The organism is Streptococcus sp. 27098_8_51 (assembly GCF_041432205.1).
Lineage (GTDB): Bacteria > Bacillota > Bacilli > Lactobacillales > Streptococcaceae > Streptococcus.
This window is the reverse complement of record NZ_JAPVZE010000003.1, coordinates 19,552-38,820: the sequence shown is the minus strand read 5'-3', so window position 1 is coordinate 38,820 and position 19,269 is coordinate 19,552. Positions and strand designations below refer to the sequence as shown.

General features: G+C 41.9%; 26 protein-coding genes. All 26 read right to left on the bottom strand.

Going from position 1 to position 19,269, the window contains the following annotated elements; genetic code table 11:
- Positions 1 to 4 precede the first annotated feature (4 nt).
- Complete coding sequence (locus O3622_RS03515; protein WP_000159119.1) at positions 5 to 808, bottom strand: phosphatidate cytidylyltransferase; 804 nt, start codon at positions 806 to 808, stop codon at positions 5 to 7.
- Between the two features lie 8 nt (positions 809 to 816).
- Positions 817 to 1,575: an isoprenyl transferase gene (locus O3622_RS03510; protein ID WP_000466705.1), complete on the bottom strand. Its 759-nt coding sequence runs from the start codon at positions 1,573 to 1,575 to the stop codon at positions 817 to 819.
- Between the two features lie 206 nt (positions 1,576 to 1,781).
- A complete protein-coding gene (locus O3622_RS03505; RefSeq protein WP_371607024.1) occupies positions 1,782 to 2,366 on the bottom strand; it encodes a nucleotidyltransferase family protein in 585 nt (194 codons plus the stop codon).
- Positions 2,347 to 3,345 carry a Holliday junction branch migration DNA helicase RuvB gene (gene ruvB / locus O3622_RS03500; RefSeq protein ID WP_314006669.1) on the bottom strand — a complete coding sequence of 333 codons (999 nt, stop codon included), beginning with the start codon at positions 3,343 to 3,345 and terminating at the stop codon, positions 2,347 to 2,349. The genes O3622_RS03505 and ruvB overlap by 20 nt, the downstream gene beginning before the upstream one ends.
- Positions 3,346 to 3,936: 591 nt before the next feature.
- On the bottom strand, positions 3,937 to 4,353 hold the full coding sequence (locus tag O3622_RS03495; RefSeq protein ID WP_049489461.1) for a GNAT family N-acetyltransferase: 417 nt from the start codon (positions 4,351 to 4,353) through the stop codon (positions 3,937 to 3,939).
- Positions 4,354 to 4,364: 11 nt separating this feature from the next.
- Positions 4,365 to 5,060 carry a GNAT family N-acetyltransferase gene (locus tag O3622_RS03490; protein ID WP_084881544.1) on the bottom strand — a complete coding sequence of 232 codons (696 nt, stop codon included), beginning with the start codon at positions 5,058 to 5,060 and terminating at the stop codon, positions 4,365 to 4,367.
- Positions 5,061 to 5,169: 109 nt separating this feature from the next.
- On the bottom strand, positions 5,170 to 7,671 hold the full coding sequence (gene leuS, locus O3622_RS03485) for a leucine--tRNA ligase (protein WP_371607023.1): 2,502 nt from the start codon (positions 7,669 to 7,671) through the stop codon (positions 5,170 to 5,172).
- Between the two features lie 157 nt (positions 7,672 to 7,828).
- Positions 7,829 to 8,524, bottom strand: coding sequence for a histidine phosphatase family protein (locus tag O3622_RS03480; protein WP_371607022.1), 696 nt, complete (start codon positions 8,522 to 8,524; stop codon positions 7,829 to 7,831).
- Between the two features lie 236 nt (positions 8,525 to 8,760).
- Complete coding sequence (locus O3622_RS03475) at positions 8,761 to 10,098, bottom strand: PFL family protein (RefSeq protein WP_000354871.1); 1,338 nt, start codon at positions 10,096 to 10,098, stop codon at positions 8,761 to 8,763.
- Positions 10,099 to 10,107: 9 nt separating this feature from the next.
- Positions 10,108 to 10,374: an ACT domain-containing protein gene (locus tag O3622_RS03470; RefSeq protein ID WP_000644111.1), complete on the bottom strand. Its 267-nt coding sequence runs from the start codon at positions 10,372 to 10,374 to the stop codon at positions 10,108 to 10,110.
- A 263-nt stretch (positions 10,375 to 10,637) separates the two neighbouring features.
- Positions 10,638 to 11,024, bottom strand: coding sequence for a 50S ribosomal protein L17 (rplQ, locus tag O3622_RS03465; RefSeq protein WP_000331493.1), 387 nt, complete (start codon positions 11,022 to 11,024; stop codon positions 10,638 to 10,640).
- An 11-nt stretch (positions 11,025 to 11,035) separates the two neighbouring features.
- Positions 11,036 to 11,971: a DNA-directed RNA polymerase subunit alpha gene (locus O3622_RS03460; protein ID WP_000568993.1), complete on the bottom strand. Its 936-nt coding sequence runs from the start codon at positions 11,969 to 11,971 to the stop codon at positions 11,036 to 11,038.
- Between the two features lie 42 nt (positions 11,972 to 12,013).
- The gene (gene rpsK, locus O3622_RS03455) at positions 12,014 to 12,397 is read right to left on the bottom strand and encodes a 30S ribosomal protein S11 (protein WP_001118385.1); all 384 of its coding nucleotides are present in this window, start codon (positions 12,395 to 12,397) and stop codon (positions 12,014 to 12,016) included.
- Positions 12,398 to 12,414: 17 nt separating this feature from the next.
- Positions 12,415 to 12,780: a 30S ribosomal protein S13 gene (rpsM, locus tag O3622_RS03450; protein ID WP_000090781.1), complete on the bottom strand. Its 366-nt coding sequence runs from the start codon at positions 12,778 to 12,780 to the stop codon at positions 12,415 to 12,417.
- Positions 12,781 to 12,797: 17 nt separating this feature from the next.
- Positions 12,798 to 12,914 carry a 50S ribosomal protein L36 gene (rpmJ, locus tag O3622_RS03445; RefSeq protein WP_001808836.1) on the bottom strand — a complete coding sequence of 39 codons (117 nt, stop codon included), beginning with the start codon at positions 12,912 to 12,914 and terminating at the stop codon, positions 12,798 to 12,800.
- Between the two features lie 24 nt (positions 12,915 to 12,938).
- Entirely contained in the window at positions 12,939 to 13,157 is a 219-nt protein-coding gene (gene infA / locus O3622_RS03440) for a translation initiation factor IF-1 (RefSeq protein ID WP_001029883.1), read from the bottom strand.
- Between the two features lie 116 nt (positions 13,158 to 13,273).
- Positions 13,274 to 13,912 carry an adenylate kinase gene (locus tag O3622_RS03435; protein WP_001050433.1) on the bottom strand — a complete coding sequence of 213 codons (639 nt, stop codon included), beginning with the start codon at positions 13,910 to 13,912 and terminating at the stop codon, positions 13,274 to 13,276.
- Positions 13,913 to 14,057: 145 nt separating this feature from the next.
- Positions 14,058 to 15,368, bottom strand: a complete 1,311-nt coding sequence (gene secY, locus O3622_RS03430; protein ID WP_000465385.1) for a preprotein translocase subunit SecY — start codon at positions 15,366 to 15,368, stop codon at positions 14,058 to 14,060.
- Between the two features lie 12 nt (positions 15,369 to 15,380).
- Positions 15,381 to 15,821 (bottom strand): 50S ribosomal protein L15, encoded by a 441-nt coding sequence (rplO, locus tag O3622_RS03425; protein ID WP_000766089.1) that lies wholly within the window; start codon positions 15,819 to 15,821, stop codon positions 15,381 to 15,383.
- Positions 15,822 to 15,965: 144 nt separating this feature from the next.
- Positions 15,966 to 16,148, bottom strand: coding sequence for a 50S ribosomal protein L30 (rpmD, locus tag O3622_RS03420; protein WP_000057241.1), 183 nt, complete (start codon positions 16,146 to 16,148; stop codon positions 15,966 to 15,968).
- Between the two features lie 13 nt (positions 16,149 to 16,161).
- Positions 16,162 to 16,656 carry a 30S ribosomal protein S5 gene (rpsE, locus tag O3622_RS03415; RefSeq protein WP_000874204.1) on the bottom strand — a complete coding sequence of 165 codons (495 nt, stop codon included), beginning with the start codon at positions 16,654 to 16,656 and terminating at the stop codon, positions 16,162 to 16,164.
- Positions 16,657 to 16,673: 17 nt separating this feature from the next.
- Positions 16,674 to 17,030: a 50S ribosomal protein L18 gene (rplR, locus tag O3622_RS03410; RefSeq protein ID WP_004244055.1), complete on the bottom strand. Its 357-nt coding sequence runs from the start codon at positions 17,028 to 17,030 to the stop codon at positions 16,674 to 16,676.
- 83 nt (positions 17,031 to 17,113) lie between these two features.
- Entirely contained in the window at positions 17,114 to 17,650 is a 537-nt protein-coding gene (gene rplF, locus O3622_RS03405; RefSeq protein ID WP_000086626.1) for a 50S ribosomal protein L6, read from the bottom strand.
- 189 nt (positions 17,651 to 17,839) lie between these two features.
- Positions 17,840 to 18,238 (bottom strand): 30S ribosomal protein S8, encoded by a 399-nt coding sequence (rpsH, locus tag O3622_RS03400; RefSeq protein WP_000245504.1) that lies wholly within the window; start codon positions 18,236 to 18,238, stop codon positions 17,840 to 17,842.
- A gap of 284 nt (positions 18,239 to 18,522) precedes the next feature.
- Positions 18,523 to 18,708 (bottom strand): type Z 30S ribosomal protein S14, encoded by a 186-nt coding sequence (locus tag O3622_RS03395; RefSeq protein WP_001085697.1) that lies wholly within the window; start codon positions 18,706 to 18,708, stop codon positions 18,523 to 18,525.
- A gap of 17 nt (positions 18,709 to 18,725) precedes the next feature.
- Complete coding sequence (gene rplE, locus O3622_RS03390) at positions 18,726 to 19,268, bottom strand: 50S ribosomal protein L5 (RefSeq protein WP_000013542.1); 543 nt, start codon at positions 19,266 to 19,268, stop codon at positions 18,726 to 18,728.
- Between the last annotated feature and the right edge of the window lies 1 nt (position 19,269).

The following is a 19,269-nucleotide window of genomic DNA, read 5'->3' as shown; positions in this document are numbered from 1 at the left end:
TTCTTTAAAACAGGCCGAATAAGTGCATCATTGGAAACACAATCAGCATGCTGTCAAAGCGATCCAATACACCACCATGTCCAGGGATAAATTTTCCAGAGTCCTTGACACCGAAATGGCGTTTCATGGCACTCTCAATCAAGTCACCAAACTGACCTGCCACACTGAAGAAGGCTGCAAAGAGACTCATTCTATAAATCCCATAAGGAAGAGCAACTGTACTGTCCACTAGCATGAAGATTACCGTTATCAGTACCGCACCTAGAATACCCCCGACAAAGCCCTCAATACTCTTATTAGGAGAAACTCTCGGAGCCAACTTATGTTTACCAAAATTCATCCCTGTCAGGTAGGCTGCGCTATCTGTCGCCCAAACGATAAAAAGGGCCAAAAGTACCTTGTCAAAACCTGCCACCCGAGCATCTAGTAAGGCATTGAAGCCAAAACCAACATAAAAGCTCACAGCAATTGGGAAAGCGGCATCTTCAATCGTATAGTTTTTACTGAAAACGGTTGTCCCTAGCATTATGGTAATCAGAACACTATAGGCAACTACATTCCCATCAACAGGCAAAAATGTTAGGTAATTTTCTAAAGGAACTGTGAGAGCGAAGGTCGCAAAAAGAGTCAAAGCGCCCTCAATGGTCATAGTCTTTAGCCCCTTCATGTGCAAGAGTTCATGGACACCTAGCATCGCTAACAAGCCAATCCCTATCTGCAACAAGAGCCCTCCCGCAAACAAGACTGGAAGGAAAATCGCCAGGGCCAATACCGCAAACAATGTTCTCTTTTGTAAATCCTTGGTCATATCTTCTCCTAAACTCCTCCAAAACGGCGATTGCGATGGTTAAAAGCAGCAATAGCTTCCTGCAAGGCGGCTTCATCAAAATCAGGCCACAAGGTATCCGTAAAGTAAAGCTCACTATAGGCTGCTTGCCATGGCAAGAAATTACTTAAACGCAACTCACCACTCGTACGGATAATCAAATCAGGATCCCGCAAATCCTTTGGCAGGTGTTGCGTAAAAAGATAGTCCCCAATCATATCTTCTGTGATGTCACCAGGGTTGATTTTAGCATCTAGAACATCTTGAGCCAAGCCCTTAAGAGCCTGCGTAATTTCAGCACGGCCACCATAGTTAAGCGCAAAATTGAGAATCAAGCCCGTATTGTTCTTGGTCAACTCCTCTGCTTTTTTCAAAGCTTCAAAAGTCGGCTTAGGCAAACGGTCTGTCTCTCCAATCATCTGAATCTTAACGTTATTTGCGTGCAATTCAGGGACATAGTTATCATAAAATTCGACTGGCAAGTTCATGATAAACTTGACCTCTTGATCTGGGCGTGTCCAGTTTTCCGTTGAAAAGGCATAAACCGTGATGACCTTGACTCCCATCTTGTTAGCTGCCTTGGTCACCTTTTGAAGGGCTTCCATCCCCGCCTTGTGTCCGAAGACCCGCGGTTGCATCCGTTTTTTAGCCCAACGACCATTCCCATCCATGATGATGCCAATATGAGCAGGAACCTGTGTTGGAACCTCAACTTCTACAGCTTTATCTTTCTTAAAAAATCCAAACATGTTCTTATTCCTATTCAAAAATCTATCGTTTCATTATACCATATTTCCCTATTTTCTTCTATTGGTAAGTTATTAGCTCTCCGTACAGACAAAAAATAAGCCGCCTGATTGGGCGACTTAATTTTATAGGGAGATTATTATGAAAAAGTTTTAGGAGTTTAAGTTAAGTTCCTCTTAACTTATGAACCTAGTATACCGTCCCTAACTTAAATTTTTCTTAAGTTTTTTGAGAAAGTTAGATTTTTCCATTTTTCTTGCCAATTTTTCTTGGACAAGCGTTCTTGATAGAGCTTCATTCGGTCCTCATTCTCTAAGAAGTGAGGAGTTGGGGATACGTGAAAGTTAAAAATATCCTCTAAACCATAAGGCGCAAAGAGCTCTAAAGTTGCGTCGGAATGCAAGCGGAGTCCTATCGCCGTACAGCGTTCGGGATACTTACTCATGGCATCACGAGAACTCGTGTAAGGCGCAGTGTGGGGACTGTGCAGATGCATATAGACCTGATTTTTCAACTCCCACCGATACTGAGGAAAATCTTCTCTCATCTTGTTCTCCAGGGTTACTGTTTCCTCATAAGAAATATCTGGATCAAAGAAAATCACATCCACATCCGTTTCATGATCAAAAGGGGATTTATCTGACAAGAGATTCCAGATGAAATTCCTGACTGAACCTGCCGCCAACCAGGAGTCTTTCAGATCAAGGTCACGAATGATGGTCAAAATGGTCATCATATCCGGATTTTCTCTGAAAGTATCTAGAATTTTTTGTTCATTTTTCACTGTATTCATACCCTAAATGCTCATATGCCTTAGCCGTTGCAACCCGCCCAGAACGAGTTCGCATGATGAAACCTTTCTGAATCAGGTAAGGTTCGTACATATCTTCGACCGTCTCACGCTCCTCGGCAATATTAACAGAAAGAGTTCCTAAACCAACTGGACCACCACCGTACATCTCAATCATGGTACGAAGGATTTTTTGGTCTACATAGTCCAAACCTTCATGGTCTACATCTAGCATGGTCAAAGCCTTATCTGTAATAACATCATCAATTAAGCCATCTCCCATAATCTGGGCAAAGTCGCGCACGCGCTTGAGAAGACGATTGGCAATACGAGGAGTTCCTCGACTGCGTAAGGCCAACTCCGAAGCTGCCTCATGGGTGATTTCCATCTCAAAAATATCTGCTGTCCGCTCAACAATCTCTGTCAAGTCAGCGTGGGCATAGTATTCCATATGACCTGTAATCCCAAAACGTGCCCGCAGAGGATTTGAGAGCATCCCCGCACGTGTCGTCGCACCAATCAAGGTGAATGGTGGCAACTCCAAATGAACACTGCGACTGCCTTCACCAGCACCAATCATGATATCAATGTAGAAGTCTTCCATGGCACTATAAAGCACCTCTTCCACCGACATGGGCAAGCGATGAATCTCGTCAATAAAGAGAACGTCTCCAGGTTCCAAATCATTCAAAATCGCTACCAGATCCCCCGCTTTTTCAATGACAGGACCAGATGTTTGCTTGAGATTGACTCCCAGTTCATTGGCAATAACAAAGGCCATGGTTGTTTTCCCGAGACCTGGAGGACCAAATAAAAGAACATGGTCCAGTGCCTCATCCCGCATTTTGGCAGCCTCGATAAAGATTTGCAGCTGGTCCTTGACCTTATCCTGACCGATATATTCACGTAAATACTGAGGACGGAGCGTACGTTCGACTAACTCCTCATCCCCCATGATTTCATTATCTAAAATTCTACTCATGGCTCTATTATATCAAAAATCCAAGCCACAAACAAAAAAGCCACCTGATTGGGTGGCTTCATTAGGGAGATTATTATGAAAAAGAAAAGTTTAGGATTTCATTAAATAAAGGGTACTCAATGAAAATCGAAATCAGACTAGGCAGATAGACGCAAGCATAACTATAGTTAGCTAAGTCGACTCTAACGAAGTATGGTGAGATTTTCGAAGAGTATTAGGAGGTCTTTATTTAATGATTATATAATACAAGATGAATCTTAAAGCTAACTTAACTTTTTCTTTGTTTTATCATTTTTTTAAAAATTTTTTCAAATGAAATTTTCTTTTTCAAGCCACAAAAAAGCCACCTGATTGGGTGACTTCTTTGGGAGATTATTATGAAAAAGAAAAGTTTGGGATTTTATTAAATAAAGGGTACTCAATGAAAATCGAAATAAGACTAGGCAGATAGACGCAAGCATAACTATAGTTAGCTAAGTCGACTCTAACGAAGGCTGGTGAGATTTTCGAAGAGTATTAGGAGGTCTTTATCTAATAACTATATAATACACGAGGAGACTTAAACTTTACTTAATAAAAAATAATTTTTTTTTATCTTTTTCGATCCACCCAAATCATTCCTGTACAATCATAAGTAGATAAGGTTTCAAATCCCAGAGAACGATAGAATCCCAAGGTTTTTTCTGTCTGTTCGGTCACTAGTTGGACTTGATAGGCATCTTTGTAATCACCTAAAGCCTCTTTCATCAAGTCGCTACCAATCCCTTGGCGCTGATAGCTAGGCAAAACGATCAAATCCTGGACAAAAATCGATGAAAAACCATCTCCGACTAAACGGACCAAGCCCACCACGGCATCGCCATCAAGTGCTAGATAAATTGCTAATGAGTTAGATAAGGCCTTCTCCAACATCTGAGGTTGATGTGTATAATTTGTCCAACCAACAGCCTGATAGAGATGCAAAACATCCTCTAACTTGACAATTTCTTGCTTTTTAATAGTGATCATGTCAACACCTCTTAAAGTCCTCTCAAGCTCTTGTACTGTCGTCCATTTTTATCAAAATTTTCAGGAGCCAGCCATGCTTCCAAACGAGCTTTAACTCGAGGCCAGTCCTTATCAATCATAGAGAGCCAATCCGTATCCCTCGTACGCCCCTTATAAACGACTGCCTGGCGGAAGGTTCCTTCATAGACAAAGCCCAAACGTTCCGCTGCTCGTCTTGATGGCAAATTTAGAGAATCACATTTCCACTCATAGCGACGATAGTTAAGCTCCTCAAAAACATAGCTAGCTAGGAGATATTGAGCCTCTGTCCCTATCCTCGTACCCTTAAGAGCAGGCGAAAAAGTGACGGCACCAACTTCTATTACTCGGTTATTCTGATCAATGCGCATGAGAGAAAAGGTTCCCAAGGCCTTACCCGTCTCCCTATCCAAGATAGCATAGAAAAAACGGTCCTTACGAGTCAACATCTGGTTTAAAAGGCTGACCAGTTCCTCCATATCTGCCACTGGTTCCTGAAAGAGGTAGGTCCACATCTCCCGAGGAGTATCTGGACCATAAACAGCTAGTAAATCCTCCGCATGCTTTTCCACCGAAAGAGCCTCTATCCGAGCGTAGCGCCCTTCTAAGAAATCAATGGAAGGCAATTCACCTGGTGTATAACCTTTCATTGGCTCACCAATTATCTGACCATATTCATTTACTGGCATCGTTTTCTCCTTGTTTTACTTTTCAAACTTTATAGTTGCCCATAGTATATCATACTTTCATAAGAAGATTCAAAAAATCCTCCAGATTCTACTCTGAAGGATTCCTATATTATTCCACGACGATATTAACGAGTTTGTTAGGTACCGCAATCACTTTCACGATTTCCTTACCGTCAATCTCCGCTTTGACTTTTTCGTCAGCCAGAGCAATTTCTTGCAATTCTTCGCGTGACAGGTCTTTAGCGACCATGAGTTTGGCACGGACTTTTCCTTTGATTTGGACGACGATTTCGATTTCGTCTTCAACCAATTTACTTTCGTCCCAAGTTGGCCAAGCCACGTAAGAGATGGATTCACCTGTTGCAGCAACAGTTTGCCAGAGTTCTTCTGCCAAATGAGGTGCAAATGGGGCAATCAATTGGATAAAGCCTTTGGCATAGTCCACATAGAGTTTGTCTTCCTTATTAGCAGCGTTGACAAAGACCATAAGTTGGGCAATGGCTGTGTTAAATTTCATGGACTCGATTTGCTCAGTGACCGATTTAACTGTTTCATTGTAAACCTTGTCAAGAGCACCATTATTTTCCGCAACAATTTCTTTACTTGTAATCAAACGGTAAACACGGTCAAGGAATTTACGACTTCCTTCCAGACCTTCCTCAGACCAAGCGATGGAAGCGTCAAGTGGCCCCATGAACATTTCATAAACACGAAGGGTATCGGCACCATATTGTTCCACCACATCGTCTGGGTTAACAACGTTCTTGAGGGATTTAGACATCTTGGCTGGTGCTTGCTCCAACTCTTCTCCTGTTTCCACATGGAAGAAAGAACCGTCACGTTTTTCAACCTTATCAGTTGCCACAAGAGCCCCACGGTGGTCACGGTAGCTTGTTCCCAAAATCATTCCTTGGTTAAAGAGTTTTTGGAATGGTTCCTTAGTCGGAACAACACCGATATCATAGAGGAATTTATGCCAGAAACGAGCGTAAAGCAAGTGAAGTACAGCGTGCTCTGCACCACCCACGTAGATATCCACTGGCAACCATTGTTTGAGAAGGTCCTCATCAGCCAATTTTTCAGTATTGTGTGGGTCAATATAGCGGAGGTAGTACCAGCTTGAACCAGCCCATTGTGGCATCGTATTGGTTTCGCGACGACCTTTGACACCATCTTCACGCGTCACTTCAAGCCAGTCGGTCAAGTTAGCCAATGGGCTTTCCCCAGTACCTGAAGGACGGATATCCTTGGTGACTGGCAAGACAAGTGGCAATTCATTTTCAGGAACTGCTGTTGAAGTCCCATCTTCCCAATGAATGATTGGGATTGGTTCACCCCAATAACGTTGACGGCTAAAGAGCCAGTCGCGGAGACGGTAGGTAACCTTCTCTTGACCACAACCTTTTTCTTCCAACCAAGCTACAATTTTAGCAATCGCTTCTTCTTTGTTCAGTCCATCTAGGAAATCAGAGTTGACGTGAAGACCGTCTTCTGTGTAGGCAGCTTCTTCAACGTTTCCACCTTCAAGCACTTCTACGATTGGAAGGTCAAATTGTTTGGCAAATTCCCAGTCACGTTGGTCATGGGCAGGCACAGCCATGACAGCACCTGTTCCATAACTAGCAAGAACATAGTCAGCGATCCAGATTGGAATTTCCTTGCCATTGACAGGGTTGATGGCATAAGCACCCGTCCAAACCCCTGTTTTTTCCTTAGCAAGGTCGGTACGAGCCAAGTCTGACTTGAGGCTAGCTTGGTGTTTGTAGTCTGCTACGGCTTCAGCTTGTTCTGGACTGACGATAGCATCTACCAAATCATGCTCAGGCGCCAATACAGTGAAAGTCGCACCGAAAAGGGTATCTGGACGTGTCGTAAAGACGGTAAATTCCTTGTCAGTCCCTTTCACTTTGAAAGTTACATTAGCACCAGTTGATTTACCAATCCAGTTGCGTTGCATGTCCTTGATAGACTCTGGCCAGTCAAGATCATCCAAGTCATTAAGCAAACGCTCCGCATAGGCAGTGATTTTAAGCATCCATTGGCGCATCGGTTTGCGGACAACTGGATAGCCTCCACGCTCAGAAGTTCCGTCAGGAAGGACTTCTTCGTTGGCAATGGCCGTCCCCAATTCCTCAACCCAGTTTACTGGCACTTCCGCTTCATAAGCTAAACCTTTTTCGTAAAGCTTGGTGAAGATCCACTGAGTCCATTTGTAGTAGTTTGGATCTGTTGTGTTGACTTCACGATCCCAGTCGTAAGAGAATCCAAGCGCATTGATTTGACGTTTGAAGTTGGCAATGTTTTCCGCTGTAAATTCTGCCGGGTCATTCCCCGTATCCATAGCGTATTGCTCTGCAGGCAAACCAAAGGCATCCCAACCCATTGGGTGAAGGACATTGTAGCCTTGCGCACGTTTGTAACGGCTAAGGATATCAGTCGCTGTGTAGCCTTCTGGGTGTCCTACGTGCAATCCAGCTCCTGAAGGATATGGGAACATGTCGAGAGCATAAAACTTCGGTTTTGATGCATCTGTTCCTGTCTTAAATGTATGATGTTCTGCCCAGTAGCCCTGCCACTTAGGCTCAATTTCTTTATGATTGTAAAAACTCATGGTCTCTCTCCAATTTTGTGATGTTACTATTATACCATTTTTGAGGGAATTTGAAAGACGAGAAATGTTCTTTTAGACTTGGATAACAAGAAATACTGGGTCGCAAATCCAACTTATTTAACAGGAAAAAAAGTTAGCTCCTAATCGGAGCTAACTTCTATTGATTATTTGTCTCTTCCATCTTCTTACGTCCGAGCTCTCGATAGCTACGGTCACCAACAACTTCTACGCTAAACTGACCGTCCTCATATTCAAGAATCGTCACGCTACCATTATCCAGACCATGCGGATGCATGCCATTGATCAGATAAACAATGGTACCAATCGTCATTCCATGGCTCACAACGAGGGCATTACCCCCACCTTGTTCTTCCATTTCTTTAGCAATCGCTTCAAAGCCTTCCTTGATTCGACCACTGAGTTTTTCCCAACCTTCAGCCCAGCCTGCAGTATCAACCTCTACCAAACCTTCTGCTAGTTCTGCATAGGACAACTGATGAACATGGTCTACATTGAAAATTCTCGGAATCAATCCCATAAAGAGGTCCCCATCATAGGCCCCATCAAAACTACCAAAGCACCACTCTCTGATGCGCTTGTCCATGCGGTAAGGGATTTTCCCCTGTAGTCCAAGTTCTTCTAGGATAATTCCCATGGTTTGAATAGTGCGACCTGAATCACTGGAATAAGCGCGGTCAAACTGCAAGCCAGACTCTCTCAAGCCAATTCCCAGTTCATGGATTCCCAACTCACCTTCTGCAGTCAGAGGTGTATCACTCCATCCTTGAGCACGTCCAATGGTGTTAAACATCGTTTTCCCATGACGGACCAAATACAATCTTACTTTAGACATTTTCTATCCTCCATTTTCTTCTATTATATCATGGATCAAAGAAATATTCGGCTTTCAAAAGCAAAGCCAACATTTGTAAATTATCCAAAAGAAAAGCTACCCTCATGGTAGCTTCCCTAGGAGATTATTATGAAAAAGTTTAGGATTTCTATTAAATAAAGTTAGGAGGTCTTTATTTAATGATTATAGTATACACAGTCATCCTTAAACTCAACTTAAATCCTCTCGCTTTTTTATTAATTTTTAAAACTATGGATTGGAGCTGGGATTTGCCCACCGCGAGAGATGAAATCAACAGACGAAGCCCCGTTGACCTTCATAACTGGAGCTGTCCCTAGCAAGCCTCCAAACTCAATCATATCGCCTTCTTTGCCCTTTGGAATAATACGGACGGCCGTTGTTTTCATGTTAATGACACCAATTGCCGCCTCATCCGCAATCATAGCTGCAATGGTTTCAGCAGGCGTATCTTCCGGAATGGCAATCATATCCAGCCCAACAGAACAGATAGCCGTCATGGCTTCTAGTTTCTCTAAATTCAGAGAGCCATCTTGTACCGCACCAATCATCCCCTCATCTTCAGAAACGGGGATAAAAGCACCTGACAAGCCACCGACTTGGTTACAAGCCATCACTCCGCCCTTCTTAACTTGGTCATTCAAAAGAGCGAGGGCAGCCGTCGTCCCATGCGTACCAACTGTTTCTAGGCCCATTTCCTCAAGGACACGAGCCACAGAATCGCCAACTGCAGGAGTTGGTGCCAAGCTTAGGTCGACAATCCCAAAGTCAACACCCAGTCTCTCGCTGGCCATTTGACCGACTAGCTGACCAATACGAGTAATCTTAAAGGCTGTTTTCTTGACCGTCTCAGCTACAACATCAAAACTCTGACCACGAACTTTCTCCAAGGCGCGTTTGACAACACCAGGACCTGAAACACCAACATTGATGATAACATCTGCTTCCCCAACACCATGGAAAGCCCCTGCCATAAAAGGATTGTCCTCAACAGCATTAGCAAATACGACCAACTTGGCCGCACCCATATCTGATAGCGCAGCTGTTTCCTTGATGATACGCCCCATATCAGCGACCGCAGTCATGTTGATACCTGACTTGGTCGAGCCAATGTTAACAGACGAACAAACCTTGTCTGTCTCAGCTAGAGCGCGCGGGATAGAATTGATGAGAATTTCATCACCTTTTTGATAACCCTTTTGTACCAAGGCAGAGAATCCACCAATAAAATCAACACCGATCTCCTTGGCAGCCTTGTCAAGAGCCTTTGCCAAAACAAGATAGTCCGTCGCATCAGTCGCTGCACCAATTAAAGAAATCGGAGTCACCGATACTCGTTTATTAACAATAGGAATCCCAAGTTCTGCAGCAATTTCGTCTCCTACAGCCACTAAATTTGCAGCTTTAGTGGTGATTTTTTGGTAAATCTTTTCAGCAGCACGTTCAATATCTGGATCAATACAATCCAAAAGGGAAATCCCCATGGTGATGGTTCTGATATCGAAGTTCTGCTCCTCGATCATGGCAATGGTTTCTGTAACTTGTCTAATATCCATAGCCACCTCCTAGATATTATACATAGCGTCAAAAATCGCCGCACTTTGAATATTTATTTTGACATTCAAGGTCTGACCGAAAGTTTCAAACTCATTTCGAAGATAAGTGAAATCCTGTTTTTCGTCACTAGAAACGACCGCCATCATAGTAAAGTATTCATCCAACACCGTCTGAGAAATATCGTCAATATTCAAACCCAACTCTGCAATCTTAGTAGACACGCCTGCAACGATCCCAGCCTTGTCCTTACCAACCACTGTAATAATAGCCTTCATCCTTATACCCCATTTCTACGATTTTTAGAAAACCTGAACGTTTTTGATTTTCTTTTTTCCTAGTATAGCATATTTCCATAGAAAATACTAAAAAACGCCTGCTTACGAAGTTGTTCTTAAGAAAAAAACAATTTCGTAAACAAGCGTCTACCCTATCAAATGATGATGAGTGTTCCCGCTAGGACATAAGTCCCAGCGGTAGACCAGAGCTAGACTAAGAGCACAAGACTCCATCATCATAACACTCAACAAAATTGATGATTTTATACTAATTCGATGATCGCCATTGGCGCAGCATCACCACGACGTGGTTCAGTTTTAAGGATACGAGTGTATCCACCGTTACGTTCAGCATAACGAGGTGCGATTTCTGAGAACAATTTTTGAAGTGCTGTAGTAGAAGTGTACTTATCAGTTGCTTCATCATAGTTTTCAGATGCGATTTCATTACGTACGAAAGCAGCTGCTTGACGACGTGCATGCAAATCACCACGTTTACCTAGAGTAATCATTTTTTCAACAGTTTTACGGATTTCTTTAGCACGAGCTTCAGTTGTCACGATTGATTCGTTGATCAAAAGGTCAGTTGTCAAATCGCGAAGCATTGCTTTACGTTGTGAGCTAGTGCGTCCTAGTTTACGGTAAGCCATGTATTCCTCCTTTATTTATCTTTTAATCCAAGACCCAAGTCAATGAGTTTGAGTTTCACTTCTTCCAAACTCTTGCGTCCAAGATTTCGTACCTTCATCATCTCTGCTTCAGATTTTTCTGTCAAATCATGCACAGTATTGATACCGGCACGTTTCAAACAGTTGTATGAACGCACAGACAAGTCCAGTTCCTCAATCGTACGATCCAAAATACGATCGTCAGATTCAGTATCAGCTTCTTTCATCACTTCAGTTGACTTAGCAATCTCAGTAAGATTTGTAAACAAATCAAGATGTTCTGTCAAGATACGCGCTGAAAGCCCTAAAGCATCTTCTGGAATAATTGTTCCATTAGTCAAGATTTCAAGGGTTAATTTGTCAAATCCATCATTGCTACCTACACGAGCAGGCTCTACTTGATAGTTGACTTTTGTAACTGGTGTATAAATAGAATCTACAGCAAGTGTTCCAACTGGTGCATTATCTTTTTTGTTTTCATCAGCAGGTACATATCCACGACCACTGTTAACAGTCATTGTCGCTTTTAGAGAAGAACCTTCACCGATTGTAAAGAGATAATGATCTGGATTTACAATCTCAATATCACTATCAGTCAAAATGTCTCCAGCTGTAATTTCAGCAGGACCTTCAACGTCAAGTTCAATGATTTTTTCGTCTTCAACGTATGATTTCACTGCAATCCCTTTAATGTTCAGAATGATTTGCATCACGTCTTCACGAACACCTGGGACTGTGTCAAACTCATGCAAGACACCTTCAATGTTGATAGATGTCACTGCTGCTCCTGGTAGAGAAGCTAGTAGTACACGACGAAGAGAGTTACCAAGAGTTGTACCGTAGCCACGTTCAAGTGGTTCGATTACAAACTTGCCATAATCTTTATTCTCATCAATTTTTGTTATATTTGGTTTTTCAAACTCAATCATTTAGTTACTCCCTCTTAAACGAAAAGCAGTGTAATGCGATGATTATACACGGCGACGTTTTGGAGGACGAGCACCATTGTGTGGCACTGGAGTCACATCACGAATTGCTGTTACTTCAAGACCAGCGGCAGCAAGCGCACGAATAGCTGACTCACGACCAGAACCTGGACCTTTTACAGTAACTTCAACTGATTTAAGACCGTGTTCTTGTGCAGATTTAGCAGCAGCTTCAGAAGCCATTTGAGCAGCGAATGGTGTAGATTTACGAGAACCTTTGAAACCAAGAGCACCAGCTGATGACCAAGCAATTGCATTACCATGCACATCAGTAATCATAACAATAGTGTTATTAAATGTAGCGTGAATATGAGCAATACCAGATTCGATATTCTTTTTCACACGACGTTTACGTGTTGGTTTAGCCAAGACTTTTACCTCCTATATTATTTTTTCTTACCAGCAATCGCAACAGCTTTACCTTTACGAGTGCGAGCGTTGTTTTTGGTGTTTTGTCCACGGACAGGAAGTCCACGACGGTGACGAATACCACGGTAAGAACCGATTTCCATCAAACGTTTGATGTTCAAGTTTACTTCACGACGAAGGTCACCTTCAACTTTGATTGCATCCACTTCACGACGGATAGCATCTTCTTGATCTGACGTAAGGTCACGTACACGAACATCTTCTGAGATTCCAGCAGCAGCCAAAATTTTCTTAGATGTTGCAAGTCCGATACCATAAACGTAAGTCAATGAGATTACTACGCGTTTGTCATTTGGAATGTCAACTCCAGCAATACGAGCCATTTTTTCTCCTTTCTATCTTATCCTTGACGTTGTTTGTGTTTTGGATTTGCTGGGCAAATTACCATAACACGACCATTACGACGAATTACTTTACAGTATTCGCAAATTGGTTTGACCGATGGTCTTACTTTCATTTCTTATCCCTCCAAGTTTTTCGATTATTTAAAGCGGTAAGTGATACGTCCACGTGTCAAGTCATATGGACTCATCTCGACAGTAACACGATCTCCCGCTAAAATACGAATATAGTTTTTACGAATTTTACCAGAAACTGTTGCTAAAATCTGATGTCCATTTTCAAGTTCAACCGTAAACATTGCGTTAGGCATTGTATCGACTACTTTGCCTTCAACTTCAATCACATCGTCTTTTGCCACGCAAAAGCACCTCCATAAATTTCGATTCGATGCCTCTGAAAACAGAGACAACAATTATAAGTCAGACTATCTCAGTATAACATTTGTAGCGATTTTTTGCAAGTGTGAAAAACGCTTTATTTCAAATTTGTCAATACTTTTTCGATGTCTTTGAACACATCATTGATATCTTGATTTCCTTCGATATCGTGGACCAATCCTTTGGCACGGTAGTGAGCAATGATTGGTTCACCTTGGGCGATATTCACATCCAAACGACGCTTCACTGTCTCAGGTTTATCATCTTCACGTTGGTAATAATCTTCCTCTTTATAGTCAACTGGTGGGTTGAAAACTTTGTGGAAGGTTTCACCTGTTTCGCGGTGGATGATACGACCACTCAAACGTTCCAAGAGACAATCTGGGTTCACTTCGATATTGATCACACCTTCTAGTTCGATACCAAGTTCCGCCAATGTTTTGTCCAAGGCATGAGCTTGTTCAATCGTACGTGGGTAACCATCCAACAAGAAACCTGTTTCTTTGATGTCGTCCTGAGAAAGGCGTTCTTTAACAATTCCATTTGTAACTTCATCCGGAACCAACTCACCTTTGTCAATATATGACTTGGCAAGTACACCCATTTCAGTTTGATTAGCCATAGCAGCACGGAACATATCTCCAGTTGAAATGTGTGCCACGTGGAATTGCTCCACAATTTTAGCTGCTTGCGTTCCCTTACCTGCTCCAGGTAAGCCCATAATCAAAAGATTCATGATAGGATCTCCTTATTTTGTATTTAAATAGAAGCAGAAATTCGTTTCAACCCCTATTTAAAAACAAAATAGAAGAGGGGAGACGAAAATCTCTCTGATAGATAGACCTTCATACTCCACTCTCTAAGCAAAAGTAATCTTGCTTTTATTCTGTTTTGTCCATGAAACCAACATACTTACGTTTCAATAGGTAACCTTCTAGCTGTTTGATTCCTTCGATACCAGTTGAGATAATGATCAAAAGACTAGTTCCCCCAAAAGCAACAGCTTCTGAAAGACCAAAGACATCTTTTGCCACAATCGGCAAGATTGAAATCACACCAAGGAAGATTGATCCGACAGTCGCAAGGCGACGAAGAAGTTTCGACATGAATTCTTCAGTACCCTTACCAGGACGGACACCATGAATGTAGGCTCCACTCTTTTGCAAGTTTTCTGCTGCTTTCTCTGGATTGATCTGTACAAATGTATAGAAGAATGTAAAGAGAATGATCAACAAGGCATACATGGCAACACCTGTTGGAGATGTTGTAGATAACATTTCCTGTGCTGTACGTACCCAAGCCCAATCATGACCTGTAGCACTCAAAAATTGAAGAATGGCTGCAGGTGCTGCTGTGATGGAACTTGCAAAGATAACTGGGATAACCCCCGCTGGGTTTACCTTCAAAGGAAGGTATGAGCTTGATGGGGCTCCTTGAGCAACTTTTGTATATTGGATTGGAATTTTATATTCTGCCTGTTGAACAAAGGTTGTAAAGTATACAATCAACAAGACAGCGATAATCAAAATAACGACAAAGATAATAGATGAAGTCAAACGGCTACTTGGAATATTGACGAAGTAGTCAACATAGATTCCTTTAATCATCTCAGGGATTGAAGCGACAATACCTGCAAAGATGATCATAGAAACACCGTTTCCGTATCCCTTATCTGTAATTTGTTCCCCGAGCCAAGTTACAATCATACTACCTGCTGTGAGGATAATACCGATAGTAACAAAGACTTGTGGTGTTAAAGCTGTCGTTAATAATTTTGCTCCAGAAAGAGTGTTAAATCCTGCTGTAATCCCGATAGATTGAACAAATGCAAGCACAAGTGCAATATAACGAGTAGCTTGGTTTAGTTTTCTCCGTCCTACTTCCCCTTGTTTGCCCCATTCTACAAACTTCGGTAAAATATCCATTTGTAGCAATTGAACAACGATTGAAGCAGTGATATACGGACTTACTCCGAGTGCAAAAACGGAGAAGTTCTTCATGGCATTCCCTGAAACAAGACTAAGCATGTTCAAGAAAGATAAACCACTGAGAGCTTCTAAACTTTTCGCATTCACACCTGGAACTGTAATACTTGTCCCAATACGGAAAACAAGAATGATAAAAATTGTAAAGAGAATTTTTGATCGAACTTGTTTAACCTTGAGCGCTTCTTTTAGTAATTTAAAAAACATGGGTCACCTCTCTTAGATGACTTCTACAGAACCACCTTTAGCAGTGATAGCTTCCTCAGCTGATTTAGAGAATTTAGCTGCTTTCACAGTCAATTTCTTAGTCAACTCACCGTTACCAAGAATTTTAACTCCTGATTTTTCAGCTTTCACAATTCCTGCTTCGATAAGTACAACTGGAGTTACTTCTGCACCGTCTTCAAAGACGTTCAATTGGTCAAGGTTTACAATTGCGTATTCTTTAGCGTTGATGTTAGTGAATCCACGTTTTGGAAGGCGACGGAACAATGGAGTTTGTCCACCTTCAAAACCAAGGCGAACTCCGCCACCGCTACGAGCTTTTTGACCTTTTTGACCGCGACCAGATGTTTTACCGTTACCTGATGAAGTACCACGACCAACACGGTTACGTACTTTACGAGAACCTTCTGCAGGTTTCAATTCATGAAGTTTCATTATTATTTTCTCCTCTTTTGTAAAATGCTAGCGCCGATAAGAGAGAAAAGGTTGTCTCCCTTATCAACTCGCCTATACATGTTCATCTAAGATGACTATACCTAGTTTTAGGGGATGAGTATTGCCACATCCCCTAAAAATTCATTAGTTTACTTCTTCAACTGTTACCAAGTGAGATACTGCAGTAATCATACCACGGATAGCAGCGTTGTCTTCTTTAATAACAGAGCTGTTCAATTTGCCAAGTCCAAGTGCTACAACAGTTTTACGTTGCGATGGAATGCGTCCGATTGGAGACTTAGTCAAAGTAATTTTAATTTGAGCCATTTTATCCCCTTTCTTATGCCAAATCAGAAACTGAAATACCACGAAGGGCAGCAACTTCTTCAGCGCGTTTCAATTGTTTCAAACCTTCAACAGTTGCGCGAACAATGTTGATTGGAGTGTTAGAACCAAGTGATTTAGATGTAATATCTGCCACACCTGCCAATTCCACAACGGCACGAACTGCACCACCAGCGGCAACCCCAGAACCTTCTACAGCAGGTTTCAACAATACTTTAGCTCCACCGAATTCTGAAAGAACTTCGTGTGGGATTGTTGTTCCAACCATAGGAACTTCAATCAAGTTTTTCTTAGCATCTTCTACTGCTTTGCGGATTGCTTCTGGAACTTCTTGAGCTTTACCAGTACCAAATCCTACGCGACCGTTGTGGTCACCAACAACAACAAGAGCTGCGAAACGAAGACGACGTCCACCTTTAACAACTTTTGTAACACGGTTGACAGCAACTACGCGTTCTTCTAATTCAACTGCATTGTCTTTAAATGCCATTTTCTAGTGTCCTCCTATTAGAATTTCAATCCGTTTTCACGAGCTGCATCAGCCAAAGCTTTCACACGTCCGTGATATAGATATCCACCGCGGTCGAACACCACTTCTGAAATACCTTTAGCGTTTGCACGTTCTGCAACGAGTTTACCGACAGTAACGGCTTGTTCAGTTTTAGTTCCTTTTGAAACTTCTTTGTCAAGAGTTGAAGCACTTGCGAGCGTTACACCCGCTACGTCATCAATCACTTGAGCGTAGATGCCTGTATTAGAACGGAATACGTTCAAACGTGGGCGATCAGCAGTTCCAGAGAGTTTTCCGCGAACGCGACGGTGGCGTTTTTGGCGGAGTTTGTTTTTATCTGGTTTAGAAATCACAGTTTTCACCTCTTTAGTTTTAAATCGTGTGCTATGCACTAAGTTGGAAAATAGGTTGGTGGTTGAAAATCAACCACTCAACATTATTTACCTGTTTTACCTTCTTTACGGCGAACGAATTCACCAACGTAACGGATACCTTTACCTTTATATGGTTCTGGTGAACGAAGGCTACGTACGTAAGCAGCTGTTTGACCAACTACTTCTTTTGAAATTCCGCTAACAACGATTGTTGTTGGGTTTGGAAGTTCAAAAGTAATTCCTTCTGGAGCTTCAACTTCGTCTGGATGAGATTTACCAACAGCCAAAACAAGCTTAGATCCTTGAAGTTGTGCACGGTAACCAACCCCGCGCATTTCAAGTTCTTTCTTGAATCCTTCTGATACACCAACAACCATGTTGTTCAAAAGGGCACGAGTAGTTCCGTGGATTGTTTTCATTTCTTTTGAATCGTTTGGACGGTGAAGAGTTACTTCAGTACCTTCCACACGAATTTCAATATCTTTTGAGAACTCACGAGTAAGTTCTCCTTTAGGTCCTTTTACAGTTACAACGTTGTCATTGTTAGTGATTTCAACACCAGCAGGCAACACGATAACTTTATTACCAATACGTGACATGTTTATTTTCTCCTGTTAAATTGTCAGGCCAGAACGGCCAGTTTTCACGGGGGCTTAAATCGATTTCTCGATTTAAAGGAACATTTAGGTTTCAATTTCAAAGTGAATCTAGGCATCGTCTCGCCGGCATAACTTTGGGTTAGGCAAGAGACGATAACGACGAGTCGCAAAGAAATTGGGAGCTAAATATTACCAAACGTAAGCGATAACCTCACCACCAACATTCTTTTGGCGAGCTTCTTTATCAGTAAGCAAACCTTCAGAAGTTGAAAGGATAGCAATTCCAAGTCCGTTAAGAACTTTTGGAAGATCTTCACGTTTTTTGTAGACACGAAGTCCTGGTTTAGAAACACGTTTCAAGTTAGTGATAACTTTTTCACCGTTTGGTCCGTATTTAAGGAATACACGGATGATGCCTTGTTTGTCATCTTCGATGATTTCTACGTTCTTAACAAAACCTTCGCGTTTAAGGATTTCAGCAATCCCTTTTTTGATGTTTGATGCAGGTACTTCAAGTACTTCGTGTTTCGCTTGGTTAGCGTTACGAATACGAGTTAGGAAGTCTGCGATTGGGTCAGTCATAACCATTTTGTTTTTCTCCTCTTACTAGTAGTTTGCAAGTTGCACTTGCTAGTTAATACATGATACAAAGAGCGTAACAGCAAGAGCAAAAATAGGCAATTTGATGCAGGAGCGATGCTCCAAAGAAAATTGGTCTTTTTTGCCAAAGCTGTAGCTCGTGTTCAAATTGGCAAGCCCAACTGAACCCGGGCTAAACCCTGTGTGAAAAAGATAAACTTTCCTAGAAAATTCAGTTTCTTCGTCAAGTTTCCTATTTTCACTTGGAGTTTTAACGCCCTTGATATCTTAAATTACCAAGATGCTTTTGTTACACCAGGAATTTGTCCTTTGTAAGCTAATTCACGGAAGCAAACACGGCAAAGTTTAAATTTGCGGTAAACTGAATGTGGACGACCACATTTTTCACAACGAGTATAAGCTTGAGTAGAGAACTTCGCTGGACGTTTGTTCTTAGCAATCATTGATTTTTTAGCCATTAGATTTACCTCCTATATTATTTTGCAAAAGGCATTCCAAGGCCTGTAAGCAATGCACGTGACTCTTCGTCAGTGTTAGCAGTTGTTACGATAACGATGTCAAGACCACGAGTTTTGTCAACGTCATCAAAGTTGATTTCTGGGAAGATCAATTGTTCTTTCACACCAAGAGTGTAGTTTCCGCGTCCATCAAATGATTTTGTTGGAACACCGTGGAAGTCACGCACACGTGGAAGTGAAACTGAAACCAATTTGTCCAAGAATTCGTACATACGTTCACCACGAAGGGTAACTTTTGCACCGATCGCTACACCTTCACGAAGACGGAAGCCGGCGATTGATTTTTTAGCTTTAGTGATAAGTGGTTTTTGACCTGAGATAAGTGCCAATTCTTCAGCAGCTTTTTCAAGACTTTTAGCGTTTGATACAGCTTCACCAACACCCATGTTCAAAACGATCTTATCTACTTTTGGCACAGCCATCACTGATGAGTAGTTGAATTGTTCTGTCAAAGCAGGAACTACTTCATTAAGATATTTTTCTTTTAAACGATTTGCCATT

Coding starts and splice junctions, on each gene's coding strand:
- O3622_RS03515 (WP_000159119.1), bottom strand. CDS start 808: ATGACCAAGGATTTACAAAAGAGAACATTGTTTGCGGTATTGGCCCTG.
- O3622_RS03510 (WP_000466705.1), bottom strand. CDS start 1,575: ATGTTTGGATTTTTTAAGAAAGATAAAGCTGTAGAAGTTGAGGTTCCA.
- O3622_RS03505 (WP_371607024.1), bottom strand. CDS start 2,366: ATGAATACAGTGAAAAATGAACAAAAAATTCTAGATACTTTCAGAGAA.
- ruvB (WP_314006669.1), bottom strand. CDS start 3,345: ATGAGTAGAATTTTAGATAATGAAATCATGGGGGATGAGGAGTTAGTC.
- O3622_RS03495 (WP_049489461.1), bottom strand. CDS start 4,353: ATGATCACTATTAAAAAGCAAGAAATTGTCAAGTTAGAGGATGTTTTG.
- O3622_RS03490 (WP_084881544.1), bottom strand. CDS start 5,060: ATGCCAGTAAATGAATATGGTCAGATAATTGGTGAGCCAATGAAAGGT.
- leuS (WP_371607023.1), bottom strand. CDS start 7,671: ATGAGTTTTTACAATCATAAAGAAATTGAGCCTAAGTGGCAGGGCTAC.
- O3622_RS03480 (WP_371607022.1), bottom strand. CDS start 8,524: ATGTCTAAAGTAAGATTGTATTTGGTCCGTCATGGGAAAACGATGTTT.
- O3622_RS03475 (WP_000354871.1), bottom strand. CDS start 10,098: ATGGATATTAGACAAGTTACAGAAACCATTGCCATGATCGAGGAGCAG.
- O3622_RS03470 (WP_000644111.1), bottom strand. CDS start 10,374: ATGAAGGCTATTATTACAGTGGTTGGTAAGGACAAGGCTGGGATCGTT.
- rplQ (WP_000331493.1), bottom strand. CDS start 11,024: ATGGCTTACCGTAAACTAGGACGCACTAGCTCACAACGTAAAGCAATG.
- O3622_RS03460 (WP_000568993.1), bottom strand. CDS start 11,971: ATGATTGAGTTTGAAAAACCAAATATAACAAAAATTGATGAGAATAAA.
- rpsM (WP_000090781.1), bottom strand. CDS start 12,780: ATGGCTCGTATTGCTGGAGTTGACATTCCAAATGACAAACGCGTAGTA.
- rpmJ (WP_001808836.1), bottom strand. CDS start 12,914: ATGAAAGTAAGACCATCGGTCAAACCAATTTGCGAATACTGTAAAGTA.
- O3622_RS03435 (WP_001050433.1), bottom strand. CDS start 13,912: ATGAATCTTTTGATTATGGGCTTACCTGGAGCAGGTAAGGGAACGCAA.
- secY (WP_000465385.1), bottom strand. CDS start 15,368: ATGTTTTTTAAATTACTAAAAGAAGCGCTCAAGGTTAAACAAGTTCGA.
- rplO (WP_000766089.1), bottom strand. CDS start 15,821: ATGAAACTTCATGAATTGAAACCTGCAGAAGGTTCTCGTAAAGTACGT.
- rpmD (WP_000057241.1), bottom strand. CDS start 16,148: ATGGCTCAAATTAAAATTACTTTGACTAAGTCTCCAATCGGACGCATT.
- rpsE (WP_000874204.1), bottom strand. CDS start 16,656: ATGGCATTTAAAGACAATGCAGTTGAATTAGAAGAACGCGTAGTTGCT.
- rplF (WP_000086626.1), bottom strand. CDS start 17,650: ATGTCACGTATTGGTAATAAAGTTATCGTGTTGCCTGCTGGTGTTGAA.
- rpsH (WP_000245504.1), bottom strand. CDS start 18,238: ATGGTTATGACTGACCCAATCGCAGACTTCCTAACTCGTATTCGTAAC.
- O3622_RS03395 (WP_001085697.1), bottom strand. CDS start 18,708: ATGGCTAAAAAATCAATGATTGCTAAGAACAAACGTCCAGCGAAGTTC.
- rplE (WP_000013542.1), bottom strand. CDS start 19,268: ATGGCAAATCGTTTAAAAGAAAAATATCTTAATGAAGTAGTTCCTGCT.